Source organism: Streptomyces sp. NPDC052114 (assembly GCF_040680155.1).
In the GTDB taxonomy this organism is placed as follows: domain Bacteria; phylum Actinomycetota; class Actinomycetes; order Streptomycetales; family Streptomycetaceae; genus Streptomyces.
On record NZ_JBFAWC010000002.1, the window covers coordinates 181,254 to 199,367 of the forward strand.

An 18,114-nucleotide genomic window follows, 5' to 3' on the forward strand; every position below is an offset into this window, starting at 1 on the left:
TTACTACGTTGCCGCCCCATGGCTGAGAAAAGGACCCGAACCGCGCGTGCCGCCCTCGCGACGGCGGTCGCGGCCGCCACCCTCGCGCTCGCCGCTCCCGCCCAGGCGGACCCCTTCGCCCCCACGCCCGGCGCGGACGGCGTGGGCGACCCGCTCTACCCGACGCTCGGCAACGGCGGCTACGACGTCCGCCACTACGACCTCTCCTTCGACTTCACGCCCGTGACGTACGACTTCGCCGCCACCATGAGGATCCGGGCCGGGGCGACCCAGGACCTGTCGTCCTTCAACCTCGACGTCGACTCGCTGGCCGTCGACCGCGTCATCGTGAACGGCGCGCCCGCCACCTGGACGACCAGCCCCGGAAAGACCGGCCAGGAACTCACCGTCACCCCGGCCCGCCCGCTGCGCGACCGCCGCGCCTTCGACGTCGAGGTGACGTACCACGGCAACGGCAGGACGAAGCCGGCCGGGCTCCCGGGCTGGCGGTACATGTCCGACGGCGGCTTCGCCTCGGCCGCCCAGGCCTCCCGCGCCGACACCTTCGCGCCGGTCAACGACCACCCCTCCGACAAGGCCACCTGGACCTTCCACCTGACCGCGCCGAAGGGCTGGACCCCCGCCGCCAACGGCAACCTCACCGGCCGCCGCGCCGCCCCCGGCGCCAAGGAGACCTGGGACTTCTCCCTCAAGTCGCCCATGGCGCCGGAGCTGTTGGGAATCTCGGTCGGCAAGCAGCGTTACGTGTACGGGCGCGGCCCGCACGGTCTGAAGCTCCGGCACCTCGTCCCGGAGGACCAGACGGCCAAGTACCGCCCCATCGTGGCGGAGACCGGCGGGCAGCTCGCCTGGCTGGAGAAGACCCTCGGGGTGCGCTACCCCTTCGACACGTACGGCGTGCAGATCGTGCGCGACGGCTACGGCGACGCGCTGGAGAACCAGACCCTCTCCCTCTTCGGCCCCGGCTGGTTCGACCGCCCCACCTACTCCACGACGATGGTCCATGAGCTGACCCACCAGTGGTTCGGCGACTCCGTCACCCCCGCCACCTGGCAGGACGCCTGGCTGAACGAGGGGCCCGCCGTGTACTACGCCGCCGTGTGGGCGGACCAGAAGGGCTTCCAGCCCATCGAGGAGAAGATGCGGACCGCGTACGAGAAGCTCGACGCGGTCCGCAAGGCGGACGGCCCGCCCGGCAGGCCCACCGGACTCGGCGGCTTCAACATCTACGACGGCGCGGCCGTCTCCCTCTACGCCCTCGAACAGCAGATCGGGCCGGACGACTTCGACGCGGTCATGAAGGCATGGCTGACGAAGCACCGGCACGGCAACGCCTCCACCGAGGACTTCGTCGACAACGCGGTGCAGGTGACCGGCGACGCGTCCGTCGGCACCTTCCTGCGCCACTGGCTCTTCGACCTCGACAACCCGCCCATGCCCGGCCACCCGGACTGGGGTGTCGCGCGATGAGGCGGCGCCCGCCGCTCCTCGCGGCCGCCGTCGTCTCCGTACTGGCACTCGGCGCGTCGGCCGCACCGCCGGTCGCCGCCGCACCCGGACCGCGCGTCCTGCACGCCGCACCGCACGGCAGCGGCGACGTGTGCAGCGTGACGCGGCCCTGCTCGCCGACCGGCGCCCGGGACGCCGCCCGCACCGTCACCGGCCGCGACGTCCGCGTCGAACTCGCCGACGGCACCTATGAACTGAGGGAACCGCTGAAGCTGGGCGCCGCCGACTCCGGCCGCGACGGCCACACCGTCACCTGGAGTGCCGCACCCGGCGCCGCCCCCGTGCTCTCCGGCGGCCGCGCGATCCAGGGCTGGGCGAAGAACCCGGACGGCACCTGGACGGCCGCCGTCCCCGACGGGATCACCCCGCGCCAGCTCTTCGTCGACGGCCGCCGCGCCGTCCGCGCGCGGGGCGCCGCCTGCCCCGCCGCCACCTGCGACGCCACGAAGGCCGGCATGACGGGCGCCGAGGCCACCGGGATCGCGCGGTGGCGCAGGCCCACCGGCGCCGAGGCCGTCATCAAGGTCCGCTGGCGCACCTATCGCTGCCGGATCACCGCGGTGCGCGGCGACCACCTCACCTTCGCGCAGCCCTGCTGGACCAACTCCGCGAGCGGCACGAACCGCACGGGCCCCGCCTGGGACTCCACCACCGTCGACTCCGCCCGCTACCGGGGCGTCGCCTTCTTCGAGAACGCCCGCGAACTCCTCGACGAACAGGGCGAGTTCGTGTGGGACGCCGAGGACCGCACCGTCACCTACCTGCCCCGCGCCGACGAGCACCCGCGCCACGCACGCATCGTCACCCCGGTCACCGAGCGCCTCATGGTCCTCGACGGCACCCACGACATCCGCGTCGACGGCCTCACCTTCGCCCACGCCGCCTACCGGCAGCCCGACACCGACGAGGGCTACGCGGGGACCCAGGCGGGCCTCACCCTCACCGGCGCCACCGGGCCCGTCGACCACGCGGGCCGCTTCTACACCAAGCCGGCCGCGGCGCTCACGGTGCGCGGCGGACGCCGAGTGAGCGTCGAACGAGCCGAGTTCACCCGGCTGGGCGGCGCGGGCGTCGTCCTGGAGGCGGGCACCAAGGACTCCGCGGTCCGCCGCTCGCACTTCACCGACCTCTCCTCGGGCGCCGTCTACGTCGGCGACACCGAGCCGAAGCCGGACCCCGCCCTGGCCGGGGAGCGGAACAGCGTCGCGTACAACACGATCCGGCGCGCCGGAGTCGAGTACACGGACGCGGTGGGCATCTGGGCCGGGTACGAGGCGGAACTCGGCGTCGACCACAACACCCTGGACGACCTGCCCTACTCGGCCATCTCCGTCGGCTGGGGCTGGAACCAGCCCGAGGCGCGCGCGTCCGTCCTTCGGGACAACCGCATCACCGCAAACCGCGTCACCGACGTCATGCGGGTCGAGCACGACCAGCACGACGGCGGCGCCCTCTACACCCAGGGCGCCCAGCCCGGCACGGTGATCGCCGGGAACTACATCAACCGCTCGGCCTACGGGAACACCGAGCGTGACGGCAACGGCATCTACCTGGACGAGCAGTCCTCGTACATCCGCGTCGAGGGCAACGTCCTGACCCGCCTCGGCTACAAGTGGGTGTCCAACTGGGCGGACTACGGCATCCAGAACCACGCCACCGGCAACTGGACCGACACCGACGCGCCCGCCCTCGCCGGGACCGGCTCGACCATGACGGACAACCGCACCGGACTCGACCGGCTGCCCGCCGAGGCGCTGGCCGTGGCGGAACGCGCGGGCGCCGTGCCCCAGCGGGCCGAACAGCTGCGCACGGACCTGGCGCACGCGGGCACCGCCTCCCAGTCCTCGACGGACGGCACCGCGCCGGCCGCGCACGCCGTCGACGGCGACACCACCACCGACACCCGCACGCTCGCCGAGCCGGGCGCCTGGTGGCAGGTCGACCTCGGCGGCGTCCGGCGCGTGCGCCAGGTCGAGGTGTGGAACGACGCCGCGATGACGACCGAGGACTTCGACGTACAGCTGTCGAGGACCGCCGACTTCGCCGGCGCCCGGACGCGGCACGTGTCCGGGAAGGCGCTGCGGCCCACGCTCCTGGAGTTCGGCCGGGGCCAGGAGGCCGGGTTCGTGAGGATCCGGCTCACCGGCACCGGACGGGTGGGACTCGCGCACGTCCTCGTCCACCCGTAGCCGGCACCGGCCCCCGTACGCCCGCGCCACCGCACCGCACAGGTCCGGCTCCCGCCCGCCCCGTGCGGTTCGGTGGCGCACATGCCTCGACACCGGAGGCCGTGGCCGGATAGATAAGGATCAAGCTCGATCACCGCACCCGCACGCCCCTGGTCAGCACCCGCAACACCGGCACAAGCGAAGGAAGTTCCATGACCGACCTCCGTCTCGGCGTTCTCGGCTACGGACTGCGCGGCTCGCTCGCCCGCACCGCACACCGGCCCGGAGCGGGCTCGCGCGTCACCGCGCTGGCCGACCACGACCCGACCGCCCGCGCCGAGGCGGCCGCGGCCTTTCCCGACGCGCTGATATCCGGCGACCACCGCAAGGTCGTCGAGGACCCCGACGTCGACGCGATCGTCGTCCTCACCCCCGACCACACCCACGCGGAGCTGGCCCGCGAGGCACTGCGCGAGGGCAAGCCCGTCTTCGTGGAGAAGCCCCTGGAGACGAGCGTCGAGGCCTGCGACGCGATCCTGCGGACCGCCCACGAGACCGGCACGCGCCTGTACGTCGGGCACAACATGCGCCACATGCCCGTGGTCCGCCTGATGCGCGACATCATCGAGCGCGGCGAGATCGGCGCGGTCAAGACCGTCTGGGTGCGCCACTTCGTCGGCTACGGCGGCGACTGGTACTTCAAGGACTGGCACGCCGAACGGCGGTACACCAACGGCCTGTTGCTCCAGAAGGCCGCCCACGACATCGACGTGCTGCACTGGCTCGCGAACGGCTACGCCCGGCACGTCCAGGCCCTCGGCGACCTCATGGTCTACGGCGACAATCCGCACCGCCGCGCGCCGGGCGAGCCGAAGACGGACGACTGGTACGCCAAGGACGGCCACTGGCCGCCGCACACCCAGCGCGACCTCAACCCCGTGATCGACGTCGAGGACGTCTCCCTGGTCAACATGCGCCTGGACAACGGCGTGCTGGCCGCCTACCAGCAGTGTCACTTCACCCCCGACTACTGGCGCAACTACACCGTCATCGGTGACGCCGGCCGCCTGGAGAACTTCGGCGACGGGCCCGGGGGAGTCGTCAAGGTGTGGAACTCCCGCAGGTCCGGGTACCGCGATGAGGCCGACGCCGTGTACCCGGTGCCGGACGCCCAGGACGACGGCGGGCACGGCGGCGCGGACCCGCTGCTCGTGGACGAGTTCGTCCGCTTCGTACGCGAGGGCGGGCGCACCGACACCTCGCCGGCCGCGGCGCGGATGGCGGTCGCGGCGGGCGTACGGGCGACCGAGTCGCTGCGGGACGGCGGGACGCCGCGCGAGGTGCCCGACCTCGACCCCGAGCTGATCGCCTACTTCGAACGCGGTCAGACCCGCTGACCCGCGAGGTCTGAAGGAAAGCTGCGGCGGCGCTTAAGAAATCCTCGATGGACCGGGGCGCCGCCGTAGGGAAGATTCCTGTGACGTCGGATGAATGAGCGACGTACGACGGGAGCCGTTGCGTTGAAGGCGCTGGTCAAGGAGAAGGCGGAGCCGGGTCTGCGGCTCATGGACGTACCGGAGCCGGTGATCGGCCACGGGGACGTCCTGATCAAGGTGCTCCGCACCGGGATCTGCGGCACCGACCTGCACATCCGGGCCTGGGACGGCTGGGCGCAGCAGACCATCGCGGCGCCGCTGGTGGTCGGGCACGAGTTCGTCGGCGAGGTCGTGCAGACCGGCCGGGACGTCGCCGACATCGCGATAGGCGACCGGGTCAGCGGCGAGGGCCACCTGGTGTGCGGCAAGTGCCGCAACTGTCTCGCCGGGCGGCGCCACCTGTGCCGCGCCACCGTCGGGCTCGGCGTCGGACGGGACGGCGCCTTCGCGGAGTACGTCGCGCTCCCGGCGTCGAACGTCTGGGTGCACCGCGTCCCCGTGGACCTCGACGTGGCCGCGGTCTTCGACCCCTTCGGCAACGCCGTCCACACGGCCCTGTCCTTCCCGCTGGTCGGCGAGGACGTGCTGATCACCGGGGCGGGCCCGATCGGCCTGATGGCGGCGGCCGTCGCCCGCCACGCGGGCGCCCGCAACGTCGTGATCACCGACGTCAGCGAGGAGCGCCTGGAACTGGCCCGCAAGATCGGCGTCAGCCTCGCACTGAACGTGGGCGAGACCTCGATCGCCGACGGGCAGCGCAGGCTCGGCCTGCGCGAGGGCTTCGACGTCGGCCTGGAGATGTCCGGCAACCCGCGCGCGATGCGCGACATGGTCGCCAACATGACCCACGGCGGCAGGATCGCCATGCTCGGCCTGCCGGCCGAGGAGTTCGCCGTCGACTGGGCCCGGATCGTCACCTCGATGATCACGATCAAGGGCATCTACGGCCGCGAGATGTTCGAGACCTGGTACGCGATGTCGGTCCTGCTCGAAGGCGGCCTCGACCTCGCGCCCGTGATCACCGGCCGGTACGACCACCGCGACTTCGAGGCGGCCTTCGACGACGCGGCGAGCGGCCGCGGCGGCAAGGTCATCCTGGACTGGACCTCCTGACCTCCGGTCCGCGCCGCGGCGGCCCCGCCGCCCGCCCCGCCCCCATCGCCTTCCCCGCCTTCTGAACTCCCTTAAGGAAGCAGCATGTTCGACAACGTACGCGAGGACCTCCAGGCCACCCTCGACGAGATCGAGGCCGCGGGTCTGCACAAGCCCGAGCGCGTCATCGGCACCCCGCAGTCCGCGACGGTCAACGTCACCGCGGGCGGACGCCCCGGCGAGGTCCTCAACTTCTGCGCGAACAACTACCTCGGCCTCGCCGACCACCCCGAGGTCGTCGCCGCCGCGCACGAGGCGCTCGACCGCTGGGGCTACGGCATGGCCTCCGTCCGATTCATCTGCGGCACGCAGGAGGTGCACAAGGAGCTGGAGGCGCGCCTGTCGGCCTTCCTCGGCCAGGAGGACACGATCCTCTATTCCTCCTGCTTCGACGCCAACGGCGGTGTCTTCGAGACGCTGCTCGGCGCCGAGGACGCGGTGATCTCCGACGCCCTCAACCACGCCTCGATCATCGACGGCATCCGCCTGTCCAAGGCGCGCCGCTTCCGCTACGCCAACCGCGACATGGCCGACCTGGAGAAGCAGCTCAAGGAGGCCACCGAGGGCGGCGCCCGGCGCAAGCTGATCGTCACCGACGGCGTCTTCTCCATGGACGGCTACGTCGCGCCGCTCGCCGACATCTGCGACCTCGCCGAGCGCTACGACGCCATGGTCATGGTCGACGACTCGCACGCCGTCGGCTTCGTCGGCCCCGGCGGGCGCGGCACCCCCGAGCTGCACGGCGTCATGGACCGCGTCGACATCATCACGGGCACGCTGGGCAAGGCGCTCGGCGGCGCCTCCGGCGGTTACGTCGCGGCCCGCGCGGAGATCGTCGCGATGCTGCGTCAGCGCTCGCGCCCGTACCTCTTCTCGAACACGCTCGCCCCGGTGATCGCGGCCGCCTCGCTGAAGGTCATCGACCTCCTGGAGTCCGCCGGTGACCTGCGCGAACAGCTCGCCGCGAACACCGCGCTGTTCCGCTCGCGGATGACCGAGGAGGGCTTCGACGTGCTGCCCGGCGACCACGCCATCGCCCCGGTCATGATCGGCGACGCGGCCGTGGCGGGCCGGATGGCCGAGCTGCTCCTGGAGCGCGGCGTGTACGTGATCGGCTTCTCCTACCCCGTCGTGCCGCAGGGCCAGGCCCGCATCCGCGTGCAGCTCTCGGCCGCGCACTCCACGGAGGACGTGCACCGCGCGGTGGACGCGTTCGTCGCGGCGCGGGCGGAGCTGGCGGCCTAGGACGATCCGTCGGTGGGGGCCGGGAGGCGGGCTGCCTCCCGGCCCTTCGTCCGTCAGGCGGACGGCGTGGCCGACGTCTCGGGGGAGAGGACGGACTCCTGGCCGTCCGCGTTGAGGGTGGCGACGGCGTAGTAGTACGTCGTGCCGCCCGTCAGGCCCCTGTCCACGTACTCCGCGCCGCTCGTCACGTCGCTGAACTCCGCGTTCTCCTTGGTGACGCGGGGCTTGGTGGAGCGGTAGACGCGGTAGCCGGTCACGGGCGAGTCGCCGCTGCCGTACCCGACCGCGTACCAGGCGAGCCGCACCGAGCCCGCGCCAGCCTTGACGTCGTAGAACTCCGTGGCGGGCGGCCGCTGCGCCTCCTTGTACGTCGGCTTCACCGACGCGGAGGCGGGCGAGGAGACGGAGTGCTGGGTCGTGGCGACGACGGCGTAGTAGTAGTCCCGCTCGTCCTCGCCCGCGCCCACCGTCGAGGTGTACTCGGTCTTCGTCGTGGTGCCGACGCGGTTGGCCGGGTCGGTGATGTCGACCGGGGACGTCTTGGAGCGGTACACGGTGTACGAGGAGACCGGCACGTACGGGCTCTGCGACCACGTCAGGGTGAGCCGCGTGCCCACGAGGGAGGCGTTGGAGAGGTTCGGCGCCTTGGGCGCGGTGGCGGCGGTGACGGTCCTGGTCCCGGTCACGAGGTTCGACGCCCCGGACTCGTTCCCGACGGCGTCGACGCCGCGCACCTCGTAGGTGTACGGGAGACCCGCCTCGCCCTTCGTGTCGCGGAGGGTCAGGGACGTCGTCGAACCGACCTTGGTCCGGGTGCCGTTGGGGGACTCGGCGCGGTACACCACGTACTTCACCGCGTCCGAGTCGCCGGTGCGCCACGTCAGCGTCACGCCGCGCTCGTCCTCGCGGACGCGGGTGAGGTCGCGGGGCGCGAAGGGCGCGACGGTGTCGATGGTGCCCCGCTGGGGTTCGGTGTAGGGCGAGACGTGACCGGCGCCGTCCAGCGCCCGCACCTTGTAGGCGTACACGACGTCGGGGTCGGCGGAGCTGTCGACGTACTCGCCCTTGGACACCGTGGCGAGCCGCTCGTAGGGGCCGACCTCGTCCGGGCCGGTGCCCTCGGCCTCGGCGCGGTACACCTCGTAGGAGGTGGCCGCGGAGAGGGTGCTCCAGTAGAGGGAGACGGCCTCGCGCCCGGAGGTGACCTGGAAGCCCTCGGGAGCGTCGTACAGGGGATTGTCGGGCTGGTCCGGGTCGTCGCCGGTGCGGCCGGCGGAGCTGGGGGCCGCGGTGGGCACGGCGGCCTGGGCGGTGCCGGTGAACCCGAGGGCGAGGACGACGACGGCGGCCGCGGAGGCGACGACCGTCGGTCGGAGACGAGGGTGTGGAGACACGGCTGGCGTTCCCTTTCCGGTGGAACCACGTACGGGCGTACGTGAACTCGGGATGCAGTCGTGGGGGGAGTCGGAGCTGTGCGGTGCGTGATGCGGGTGGTGCGCAGTGGGGGCAAGAAACTGTAGCTGCATATGACCGGAAAATGTGAGGCGGTATGCGGCGTGGCGGGGCGGGAGGTCCGTGAACCTCGCTTCGGGCCAGGAGAGTTGGGCCGTCGGTACCCCCGAGACCGGCTCCGGTCCGTGCCCCGCCGGGGCGCGGGGAACCGCGCGCCGAGCCCCCACCGGCCCGCAGGCGCTCCGGCCGTCGTGTTCCGTCACGGGGGCACGCCACGGCCCAGTGGTACGGAGGAGCACCCCGTGGGGGAGAATTGCCGCATGATCGAAGCACGGCGGCTGCACATCCTCCGTGCGGTGGCCGACCACCGCACGGTCACGGCCGCTGCCGCCGCGCTCTACCTCACCCCGTCGGCGGTCTCCCAGCAGCTCACCGCCCTGGAGCAGGAGACGGGCCACCGCCTGGTCGAGCGCTCGGCGCGCGGGGTGCGCCTCACCGCCGCCGGCGAGATCCTCCTGACGCACACCAACGCGGTCCTGGCCCAGCTGGAGCGCGCCGAGGCCGAGCTCGCCGCGTACAGCTCCGGCGCGGCGGGCACGGTGACCGTCGCGTCCTTCGCCACCGGCATCGGCCTGGTCGTCGGCCCCGCCCTGGTACGCCTCGCCGCCACCGCGCCCGGGATCCGGGTGCGCGTCCAGGACGCCGAGGGCGACGCGAGCCTGCCGATGGTCCTCGACCGGCAGGTGGACGTGGCCGTCGCCGTCGAGTACCGGGGAGCGCCGGGCGTGGACGACCCCCGGCTGACCCGCGTACCGCTCTACGCCGAGCCCTTCGACGCGGTGCTCCCGCTCGGCCACCGGCTCGCGGACGCCGGGCGGGTGCCGCTCGGCGAGCTGGCCAAGGACGCCTGGATCGGGCCCTTCGCGGGCAACCCGTGCCACGACGTGGTCGTCCTCGCCTGCGAACAGGCCGGGTTCCAGCCGATGCTGGAGCACTGGTCGGACGACTTCAGGGCCGTGGTCGCGCTCGCCGCGGCCGGGGTCGGCGTCGCCCTCGTGCCGCGCTCCGCGCTGCGCGGCATGGACGTGTCGGGGGCCGTGGTGCGCCCGGTGGAGGGCGCGGCTCCCACGCGCCGGGTGTTCGCCGCGGTGCGGTGCGGCGCGGAGGAGCACCCGCTGATCCGCCCGGTGCTCGACGCGCTGGGGGAGGCGGCGGGCTGAGGCGCCGCCCCGGGAGGGGTCCTCAGACCGTCTTGACCGAGTTGCCGTCGATGACGTGGTCGGCCCCGGTGGTGCTGGCGGCCAGCGGCGAGCCCAAGTAGGCGATGAGCGCGGCCACTTCGGCCGGGCTCACGAACCGCCCGGTGACCATGCCCGCCGTGGCCGGGAGATGCGCGAGCAGCTCTTCCTGGGACATGTCCATGGCCTTGGCGACCTCCGCCCCGTAGCCGTCGGGGCTCTCCCACATGTCCGTGCGGACGGGCCCCGGCGAGACGGTGTTGACGCGCACGCCCTGCGGTCCGAACTCCTCGGCGATCCCCTTGCCGAAGGCGGTCAGCGCGGCCTTGGCGGTGCTGTACGGGATCGGTCCCGCGTGCGGGGTCAGCGCGCTGGTGGAGGAGACGTTGACGATCGCGCCGCCGCCGCGCGTGAGGTGGGGCAGCGCGGCGCGCGTGGTGCGGACCGAGGCGAGGAAGTTCAGCTCGAAGGTCTCGTGCCACTGCTCGTCGGTGAAGGTGAGGAAGCCGCCCGCCCAGCCCTCGCCTGTGTCGCCGCCGCCGACGTTGTTGACCAGGAGGTCCAGCCCGCCGAGCGCCTCTTCGGCCTGGGCGATGAGGCGGGCGGGGGCGTCGGCCGCGGACAGGTCGACGGAGATGCCGGTCGCGCCGGTGGCCTTGAGCTCCGGCGTGATCGTGCGGGCCGCGGCGACCACGCGCATCCCCTCGTCCATCAGCGCGGAGACGGTGGCCAGGCCGATGCCCCGGCTCGCGCCCGTCACGACGGCGGTCTTGCCGGTCAGCTGCAGATCCATGGAGAGCTCCCCTGCTTCCTGGGTGGATCGTTCCGTAGGTGTGTCTCGAACGATGCGTGAACCATAGGACTTGCAACATTGATGTTGCAAGTAGCTTGGGATGGGTATCCGTGACGTAACATCTCGGCGGGATCGACGTGTACGAGGCAGATGCGTGCGCGATCGACGTGTGCGGGATCGACGTGTGCGGGATCGACGTGCGCGGGACCGGTGTGCGCGGATCGGCGGAAGGAAGCCACGTGGAGCAGGACCAGCGGAGCAGGGAAGGCGCGCGCCCACGACCGCTGCGGGCGGACGCCGAGCGGACCGTGCACACCATCCTGGCGGCCGCCGAACGCGTCCTGAGCGTGAATCCCGCCGCCACGATGGAGCAGATCGCGGCGGCCGCGGGCGTCGCGCGGACCACCGTGCACCGCCGCTTCACCAGCCGCGACGCCCTGGTGGACGCGCTCGCGGCCTGGGCCGCCCGCCAGTTCCACGAGGCGGTGACCAGCGCCCGCCCCGACACCGCCCCACCCCTGATCGCTCTCTACCAGGCGACCGCCAACGTCCTCCGGGTGAAGATCAGTTGGGGCTTCGCGATGAGCGGGACCGTGTCGCGGGACCCGGAGGTGGCGCGGGCACACGCCGACGTCCTCGACCAGTGCGACCGCCTCTTCCGGCGGGCGCGCGACACCGGCGTGCTGCGCCCCGACACCGATCTGGAGTGGGCCCGCCGCGTCTACTACGCCCTCATCCACGAGGCCGCCCACAACCGCGGGGACGGAGCCGACGGTGGCACCGAGGACGTCGACGCGTTGGCGACGCTCGTGGTCGACACCCTGCTGCGCGGCCTCGGCGGGGGAGAGGCGGGAGTGCGCGGCGCCTGACAAAGGCGACCGGGGGCCGCGAGGGGCCGCTACGGTGAGGGGTGCCGCCCCGTGCTCCCCCGCAGCACCACCTCGCCCCGGATCCGCTGCACCCGCGACCGCCGGCCGCGCGGCTCCCGCAGGGCCAGCTCCAGGACGTCGCGGCCCATCCGCGCCAGTGGCAGCGCCACCGTCGTCAACGGCGGCGTCAGCTCCCGTACGAGAGGGATGTCGTCGAAGCCCGCGAGCGACACGTCGTCCGGCACCCGCACGCTCCGCTCCCGCAGCGCGGCGAGCGCGCCCACCGCCATCACGTCCGTCACCGCGAAGACGCATGTCGGCGGGCGGCCCCGGCGCAGCAGCTCCGCCGCGGCCGCGTGGCCGCCGTCCCGCGTGAACGCCCCCTCCACCACCCGCTCCCGCGGCAGTGCCACGCCCGCCTCGGCCAGCGCGGCACGGAACCCGCCGAGCCGGTCGGCGACCGTCGTCAGGCGCTCGGGGCCGGTGAGGACGCCGAAGTCCCGGTGGCCGAGCCCGAGGAGCGCGCGGGCCAGCGCGGCGGCGCCCTCGCGGTTCTCCGGCAGCACCGTGTCCACCCGCAGGCTCCGGTGCCTGCTGACGACGGCGACGCGGCCCCCGGCGCGCGCGTAGGGGCCCAGCTCGGCGTCCAGCTGCCGTTCCCAGGAGGGGTCCTGGAAGCCGGAGCCGATGAGGAGGATGGCGCGGGCCCGCTGGGCGCGCAGCATCGAGACGTACGCGATCTCGCGCCCCGGTTCGCGGAACGTGCCGGCCAGCATGACGAGCAGGCCGCGCTCGGCCGCCGCGGCCGTCACACCGCTCGCGATCGCCGCGAAGTACGGGTCTCCCACGTCGTGGCAGACGACCCCGACGGTGTTGTTCGAGGCGCTGGCGAGCGCCTGGGCGTGGGCGTTGGGGATGTAGCCGAGGCGGTCCGCCGCGGCGAGGACGCGGCCGCGCAGGTCGTCGCGGACCCTGGCCGTGCCGTTGAGCGCGCGGGAGGCGGTGGCGGGGGAGACCCCGGCGGTCCTGGCGACCGCGTCCAGCGTCACGTGCAGTCCTCGCTCGGCTTCCCTCACCGCACCCCCCCCGGGCCGTGGCGCGCCGCGAAACTCGGGTCCGACCTCTTGACCCTGCGGTCAGCCAGTCATTAGCGTGGCGGACACTGTATCAGAAAGCGCTTTCTGAAAGCGGTTTCTCGCACCCCTCGTCTCCACCGGACCCCGCACCTGCCGCAGCGCATCTCCACCCACTTGCCCCCGTACTTCGCCGCACCCCGCCGAATGTCAGGGAGTTCCTCGTGAGCCAGAGCGCACTGTCCTCAACTCCCGTGAAGACGGCGGGAGTCGCCGAACGGCGACGCCCGGGCCTCGGGCGGCGCGCCGCAGCGGCGGCCGAGAAGAGCTGGCGTCCGCTCGCCCTGCTGGTCGTCTGCTTCGGCGCCTGGTGGGCGGTCGCCGCGACGGAGCTGGTCGAGGCCTATCTGCTGCCCTCGCCCGGCGCGACCCTCGACGTCGTCCTCGACAAGCCCGACTACCTCTGGCAGCACAGCTGGGTGACCACGTACGAGACCCTGCTCGGCTTCGCCATCGCGGTGGCCGTCGGCATCGCATCCGCCGTCCTGATGGTCGCCTCGACGACCGTCGAGAAGACCCTCTACCCCGTCCTCCTGTTCGCCCAGGTCGTCCCGAAGATCGCGATCGCCCCGCTGTTCGTCGTCTGGCTCGGCTTCGGCATCGGCCCCAAGGTCCTCATCGCCGTCCTCATCGCCTTCTTCCCCGTCGTCATCTCGATGGTGACGGGCCTCAAGGCCGTGGACCCCGAGATGCTGCAGCTCTCCGCCACGATGGGCGCGCGGCCCTGGCAGACCTTCCTCAAGATCCGGTTCCCGGCCTCGCTCCCGCACCTGTTCTCGGGGCTGAAGGTGGCCGTCACGCTCGCCGTCACCGGCGCCGTCGTCGGCGAGTTCGTCGGCGCGAACGAGGGCCTCGGCTATGTGATCCTCCAGGCCAACGGCAACCTCGACACCCCGATGCTCTTCGCGGGGCTGCTCGTCATGTCGCTGATCGGCGTCGTCCTGTTCGTGCTCGTCGAGATCGCCGAGAAGCTGCTGCTGCCGTGGCACGCCAGCCGCAGGGACACGGCCGCCACCACCTCGTACTGACGCACGCCCCACCCCCTTCGCCCTACCCGGCCACCCCCAGCCCCCGTCACGTCCCCCGCCATGTCCTCCGTACGCGAGAAGGGCCGACCCATGCACGCGCGCAGACTCCCCACCGCCCTCGTCCCCCTGGCGCTCGTCGCGGCGACCGCGACGGCCTGCGGCGACGACGCGAAGACGAGCGTCAGCGACTCCGGCAAGAAGCTCGACAAGGTGACCCTGACGCTCAACTGGTATCCCTACGGCGAGCACGCGCCGTTCTACTACGGCAAGAAGCAGAAGATCTTCGAGGAGCACGGCATCGACCTGGAGATCAGGGCGGGCCAGGGGTCGCAGAAGACCGTGCAGGCCACCGGGGCGGGGCAGACCGACTTCGGCTGGGCCGACACCCCGGCCCTGCTCGCCGGCGTCGACCAGGGCGTCCAGGTGAAGAGCCTCGGGGTGTTCCTCCAGACCACGCCCGCCTCCGTGCAGTCCTTCGCGGCCGAGGGCGTCGCCTCGCCCGACGACCTCAAGGGCAAGACCGTCGCGGGCACGGCGGGCGACGCGCTCACCAAGACGTTCCCGATCTTCCTGCGGAAGAACGGCATGGACGCCTCCGACGTCAGCGTCCAGAACACCGACCCGGCGGGCAAGATCGCCGCGGTGATCTCGGGCCGGACGGACGCGCTGCTCGGCTACGCGAGCGACCAGGGCCCGACCATGCGGAACAAGGCGAAGAAGGACGTCTCCTACCTCCGCTTCTCCGAGCACGGCCTGAACTTCTACTCCAACGGGCTCATCGCGGGCACCAAGACCCTTCAGGGCAGGGGTGATCTGGCGAAGCGGATGACCGCGGCGGTCAGTGACGCGTGGGCGGCGGCCGAGAAGGAGCCGGGTCCCGCCGTCGCCGCGATGGACGGCGCCTCCGAGCAACTCCCGCCCAAGGACGTGCTGTCCGAGCAGTTCAGGACCACGCTGACGCTGCTGCACACCGACGCCACCAAGGGAAAGGCGCCGGGCGTCAACACGGAGGCGGACTGGAAGCAGACCATCGACGTCTTCGCGAAGGCCGGCATGGTCAAGAGCCCCAAGTCCGTGACGGAGTACTGGGACTCGGCCAAGGGGATCAAGGGGTGAGCATGCTCGACGACGCGAGGACGGAGAAGCGGACGGCCTCCGCGGCGGGGCGGGGCGAGGGTCGTGCCGGGGCCGCGCCCGCCGTGCGGCTCGACGACGTCGCCGTCCGCTTCCGTACGAAGAAGAAGGACGTCACGGCGTTGCGCGACGTCTCGCTCACCATCGGCGCCGGTGAGTTCGTGGCGATCGTCGGCCCCTCGGGGTGCGGGAAGTCCACGCTGCTCAAGCTGGTCGCGGGGCTGCTCGCGCCGTCGTCCGGCGAGGTGCTCCTGGGCGGCGAGCGGGTCCGGGGGCCGCGGCCCGACATCGGCTATGTCTTCCAGCGCGCCGCCCTGCTCGACTGGCGCTCGGCGCGCCGCAACATCCTGCTCCAGGCGGAGATGCGGAAGATGCCCGTGGCGTCGGCACGCGCGCGTACCGACGAGCTGATCCGCATGACCGGGCTCGGCGGCTTCGAGGACGCGTATCCGCACGAGCTGTCCGGCGGCATGCAGCAGCGCGTCGCGCTGTGCCGGGCGCTGCTGCACGAGCCGCCCGTCCTGCTCATGGACGAGCCGTTCGGCGCGCTCGACGCGCTCACCCGGGAGCAGATGAACGTCGAGCTGAACCGCATCTGGCGCGAGACCGGCACCACCGTCCTGCTGGTGACGCACTCGATCGCCGAGGCCGCGTACCTGGCGGACCGCGTCGTGGTGATGAGTCCGCGGCCCGGCACGGTGACGGAGGTCGTCGACGTCGGTCTGCCGCCGGAGCGGGACTACGCGGACACCCTGGCCTCGGCCGGGTTCCGGGCGGCGACGGCGCGGATCAGGGAGCTGCTGGGGGCCGTGTCGGCGCACGACTGACGGCCGGGGGAGCCGGTGCCCGGCTGAGAGGCACCCCACATTGTTGGCGTCCCGCATCCGGGATAGCGTGCCGGATATGGAACACGAAGGAGTCGACGCGCGGCTCGCCGCCCGGCTGTCGGAGCTGCGCGCCGAACGCGGCTGGTCCCTGGGCGAGCTGGCCGAACTGAGCGGGATCAGCCGCTCCACCCTGTCCCGCGCCGAGCGCGCGGAGATCAGCCCCACGGCGGCCCTCCTGAACCGCCTGTGCGCCGTCTACGAACGCACCATGTCCCAGCTCCTGAGCGAGGTGGAGGCCGAGCCCGCCCAGCTGGTGCGCGCCGTCGACCAGGCGGTCTGGGCGGACGACGACGCGGGCTTCATGCGCTGGCAGGTCTCGCCGCCGCACATCGGGATGCGCGGCGAACTCGTCGAGGGCCGATTGCAGCCGGGCGCCGACATCGCGTACGACCGGCCGGCCGTGCCCGGCCTCGAACAGCACATCTGGGTGCTCGAAGGGGCCCTGGAGGTCACCGTGCACGGCGAGGCCCACACGCTGCGCACCGGCGACTGCCTGCGCTACCGCCTCTGGGGCGCCTCGCGGTTCCGCTGCCGAGGCGACGAGGCCGTGCGGTACGCGCTCGTGGTGGTGCAGCCGTGACCGCGCCGCCGACGGCCGCCGTCGCCCGGCTCGACGCCGCCGCGCTGGACGCGTCGGCCGACGCCCTGGCCGACCTGCTCGTCGACACCGTGCGCGGCGGCAACTCGCTCGGTTTCCTCGCGGACCTGGACCACGCCGGTGCGGCCGCCTGGTGGCGCGGCCTCGGGACGGCGGTCGCCGCCGGGCACCTCGCCGTCTGGACGGCCCGTGACGCCGACGGCGTCACCGGCACGGTCTCGCTCGCCTTCGTCGACAAGCCCAACGGCCGCCACCGCGCCGAGATCGCCAAGCTGATGGTGCACCCCCGGGCCCGCGGACAGGGCCTCGCCCGGACACTCCTGGCCGCCGCCGAGGACGCGGCGGCACGCGCGGGCGTGACCCTGCTCGTCCTGGACACCGAGACCGGCAGCCCCGCCGAGTCCCTCTACGAGCGGGCGGGCTGGACCCGTTCGGGCACGATCCCCGACTACGCGACCGACCCGGCGGGCAACCTCCACCCGACCACCGTGTTCTACCGCCGGCCCGGCGCCGCACGCGGCGACACCGGGCCGGCCGGACCGGCGGGTCAGTAGCGCAGCGCCGCCAGATACGCGTAACTGCCCCGCGCCGTCGCGAACGGATCCGCCGGACTGTCGTGCTCGACCAGCCACTGCCGGACACCGCCCGCGCGCGCGTGGGCGAACATCCCGGCGAAGTCGAGCGTCCCCGAACCGACGTCGGCGAAGCCGCCGTCCGCCGCCATGTCCTTGACGTGCAGCGCGGGGAAGCGGCGCGGATGACGCCGGAAGTACGTCGCCGGATCGGCGCCGCCCTTCACCGCCCAGTACACGTCCAGTTCGAAGGCGACGAGATCCGGATCGGTCTCGCGGACGAGGACGTCGTACAGGTTCGTGCCGTCCACCACCACGTGGTCCGTGCCGTGGTTGTGGAAGAGCACCGGCCCGAGCCCCGCCTCGCGCGAGGCGCGCCCGATCCGGTTGAACTGCCGCGCCGCCTCCCGGAACCCGTCCGGCGTGTGCATTGCGCCGGGCAGGCTCGGGACCACGGGCCACCGGGCGCCCAGGATGTGCAGGTCGTCGAGCGCCCGCGGCAGTCCCTCGCCCGTCAGCGTGGTGTACGCGACGTGCTCCAGGACCGCGCGCAGCCCCACCGCGTCCAGCATCCGCCGGATGTCGGCGGCGCCGTACCCGTGGCGTCCGCTCACGCCCACCGTCGCGTATCCGATCCCGGCCAGTCGCTCCAGGGTGCCGGGGAAGTCCCGCGCCAGGGCGTCGCGCATCGTGTACAGATGCATGCCGATGCCGCCGCGCGGGATGCGCCGCCGAGGGGTCCGCTCCTGTGCGGCCCGCGCGGGAAGGGCCCCGCCGAGCACCGCCGCGAGCCCCAGCGACGTACCAAGGGACGCGCCGAGAAAGGCACGCCGGGAGCCGACGGCACGCCCGGGGCCCTCGGAACGGATTCCTCTGCTCTCTGCGCTCATCGCCGTCTCC

At 72.9% G+C, this 18,114-nt stretch carries 16 protein-coding genes; 12 read left to right on the plus strand and 4 right to left on the minus strand.

Annotation, left to right across the window (positions count from 1 at the left end; all coding sequences use genetic code 11):
* Positions 1-18 precede the first annotated feature (18 nt).
* The 5 genes from AB0L89_RS04990 (at position 19) to AB0L89_RS05010 (ending at position 7,510) form a co-directional block, all read left to right on the plus strand.
* The gene (locus AB0L89_RS04990; RefSeq protein ID WP_365134436.1) at positions 19-1,470 is read left to right on the plus strand and encodes a M1 family metallopeptidase; all 1,452 of its coding nucleotides are present in this window, start codon (positions 19-21) and stop codon (positions 1,468-1,470) included.
* Positions 1,467-3,698, plus strand: coding sequence for a right-handed parallel beta-helix repeat-containing protein (locus tag AB0L89_RS04995; RefSeq protein ID WP_365134439.1), 2,232 nt, complete (start codon positions 1,467-1,469; stop codon positions 3,696-3,698). Before AB0L89_RS04990 ends, AB0L89_RS04995 begins: the two co-directional genes overlap by 4 nt.
* Positions 3,699-3,889: 191 nt before the next feature.
* Positions 3,890-5,074 carry a Gfo/Idh/MocA family oxidoreductase gene (locus tag AB0L89_RS05000; protein ID WP_365134442.1) on the plus strand — a complete coding sequence of 395 codons (1,185 nt, stop codon included), beginning with the start codon at positions 3,890-3,892 and terminating at the stop codon, positions 5,072-5,074.
* 123 nt (positions 5,075-5,197) lie between these two features.
* The gene (gene tdh, locus AB0L89_RS05005; protein ID WP_365135558.1) at positions 5,198-6,226 is read left to right on the plus strand and encodes an L-threonine 3-dehydrogenase; all 1,029 of its coding nucleotides are present in this window, start codon (positions 5,198-5,200) and stop codon (positions 6,224-6,226) included.
* Positions 6,227-6,310: 84 nt separating this feature from the next.
* Positions 6,311-7,510: a glycine C-acetyltransferase gene (locus AB0L89_RS05010; protein ID WP_365134445.1), complete on the plus strand. Its 1,200-nt coding sequence runs from the start codon at positions 6,311-6,313 to the stop codon at positions 7,508-7,510.
* Between the two features lie 53 nt (positions 7,511-7,563).
* Here the strand turns inward: AB0L89_RS05010 and AB0L89_RS05015 are convergent, their stop codons facing one another.
* Entirely contained in the window at positions 7,564-8,904 is a 1,341-nt protein-coding gene (locus tag AB0L89_RS05015) for a hypothetical protein (RefSeq protein WP_365134448.1), read from the minus strand.
* A 378-nt stretch (positions 8,905-9,282) separates the two neighbouring features.
* Here AB0L89_RS05015 and AB0L89_RS05020 point away from each other — a divergent pair, with 378 nt between their 5' ends.
* Entirely contained in the window at positions 9,283-10,182 is a 900-nt protein-coding gene (locus AB0L89_RS05020) for a LysR family transcriptional regulator (RefSeq protein WP_365134451.1), read from the plus strand.
* A 22-nt stretch (positions 10,183-10,204) separates the two neighbouring features.
* On the opposite strand, the gene AB0L89_RS05025 is transcribed toward AB0L89_RS05020, so the two are convergent.
* Positions 10,205-10,993 carry an SDR family NAD(P)-dependent oxidoreductase gene (locus tag AB0L89_RS05025; RefSeq protein ID WP_365134454.1) on the minus strand — a complete coding sequence of 263 codons (789 nt, stop codon included), beginning with the start codon at positions 10,991-10,993 and terminating at the stop codon, positions 10,205-10,207.
* 239 nt (positions 10,994-11,232) lie between these two features.
* Here AB0L89_RS05025 and AB0L89_RS05030 point away from each other — a divergent pair, with 239 nt between their 5' ends.
* Positions 11,233-11,862: a helix-turn-helix domain-containing protein gene (locus tag AB0L89_RS05030; protein WP_365135561.1), complete on the plus strand. Its 630-nt coding sequence runs from the start codon at positions 11,233-11,235 to the stop codon at positions 11,860-11,862.
* A 29-nt stretch (positions 11,863-11,891) separates the two neighbouring features.
* Here the strand turns inward: AB0L89_RS05030 and AB0L89_RS05035 are convergent, their stop codons facing one another.
* Positions 11,892-12,911, minus strand: coding sequence for a LacI family DNA-binding transcriptional regulator (locus AB0L89_RS05035; protein WP_365134457.1), 1,020 nt, complete (start codon positions 12,909-12,911; stop codon positions 11,892-11,894).
* A gap of 248 nt (positions 12,912-13,159) precedes the next feature.
* On the opposite strand from AB0L89_RS05035, the gene AB0L89_RS05040 reads away from it, so the two are divergent.
* From AB0L89_RS05040 to AB0L89_RS05060, 5 genes are all read left to right on the plus strand, one after another.
* Complete coding sequence (locus AB0L89_RS05040) at positions 13,160-14,023, plus strand: ABC transporter permease (RefSeq protein WP_365134460.1); 864 nt, start codon at positions 13,160-13,162, stop codon at positions 14,021-14,023.
* A 90-nt stretch (positions 14,024-14,113) separates the two neighbouring features.
* Positions 14,114-15,139, plus strand: coding sequence for an ABC transporter substrate-binding protein (locus tag AB0L89_RS05045; RefSeq protein ID WP_365134463.1), 1,026 nt, complete (start codon positions 14,114-14,116; stop codon positions 15,137-15,139).
* Between the two features lie 2 nt (positions 15,140-15,141).
* The gene (locus AB0L89_RS05050) at positions 15,142-15,984 is read left to right on the plus strand and encodes an ABC transporter ATP-binding protein (RefSeq protein ID WP_365134466.1); all 843 of its coding nucleotides are present in this window, start codon (positions 15,142-15,144) and stop codon (positions 15,982-15,984) included.
* 76 nt (positions 15,985-16,060) lie between these two features.
* A complete protein-coding gene (locus tag AB0L89_RS05055; RefSeq protein WP_365134469.1) occupies positions 16,061-16,624 on the plus strand; it encodes an XRE family transcriptional regulator in 564 nt (187 codons plus the stop codon).
* Between the two features lie 44 nt (positions 16,625-16,668).
* The gene (locus AB0L89_RS05060; RefSeq protein WP_365135564.1) at positions 16,669-17,196 is read left to right on the plus strand and encodes a GNAT family N-acetyltransferase; all 528 of its coding nucleotides are present in this window, start codon (positions 16,669-16,671) and stop codon (positions 17,194-17,196) included.
* Here the strand turns inward: AB0L89_RS05060 and AB0L89_RS05065 are convergent.
* A complete protein-coding gene (locus tag AB0L89_RS05065) occupies positions 17,190-18,104 on the minus strand; it encodes a sugar phosphate isomerase/epimerase (RefSeq protein ID WP_365134472.1) in 915 nt (304 codons plus the stop codon). The two genes, AB0L89_RS05060 and AB0L89_RS05065, sit on opposite strands and share 7 nt — an antisense overlap.
* Between the last annotated feature and the right edge of the window lie 10 nt (positions 18,105-18,114).

Excerpts from the sequence above, each read along its gene's own strand:
- AB0L89_RS04990 (WP_365134436.1), top strand. The coding sequence starts at position 19 with ATGGCTGAGAAAAGGACCCGAACCGCGCGTGCCGCCCTCGCGACGGCG.
- AB0L89_RS04995 (WP_365134439.1), top strand. The coding sequence starts at position 1,467 with ATGAGGCGGCGCCCGCCGCTCCTCGCGGCCGCCGTCGTCTCCGTACTG.
- AB0L89_RS05000 (WP_365134442.1), top strand. The coding sequence starts at position 3,890 with ATGACCGACCTCCGTCTCGGCGTTCTCGGCTACGGACTGCGCGGCTCG.
- AB0L89_RS05010 (WP_365134445.1), top strand. The coding sequence starts at position 6,311 with ATGTTCGACAACGTACGCGAGGACCTCCAGGCCACCCTCGACGAGATC.
- AB0L89_RS05020 (WP_365134451.1), top strand. The coding sequence starts at position 9,283 with ATGATCGAAGCACGGCGGCTGCACATCCTCCGTGCGGTGGCCGACCAC.
- AB0L89_RS05025 (WP_365134454.1), bottom strand. The coding sequence starts at position 10,993 with ATGGATCTGCAGCTGACCGGCAAGACCGCCGTCGTGACGGGCGCGAGC.
- AB0L89_RS05045 (WP_365134463.1), top strand. The coding sequence starts at position 14,114 with ATGCACGCGCGCAGACTCCCCACCGCCCTCGTCCCCCTGGCGCTCGTC.
- AB0L89_RS05050 (WP_365134466.1), top strand. The coding sequence starts at position 15,142 with ATGCTCGACGACGCGAGGACGGAGAAGCGGACGGCCTCCGCGGCGGGG.
- AB0L89_RS05055 (WP_365134469.1), top strand. The coding sequence starts at position 16,061 with ATGGAACACGAAGGAGTCGACGCGCGGCTCGCCGCCCGGCTGTCGGAG.
- AB0L89_RS05065 (WP_365134472.1), bottom strand. The coding sequence starts at position 18,104 with ATGAGCGCAGAGAGCAGAGGAATCCGTTCCGAGGGCCCCGGGCGTGCC.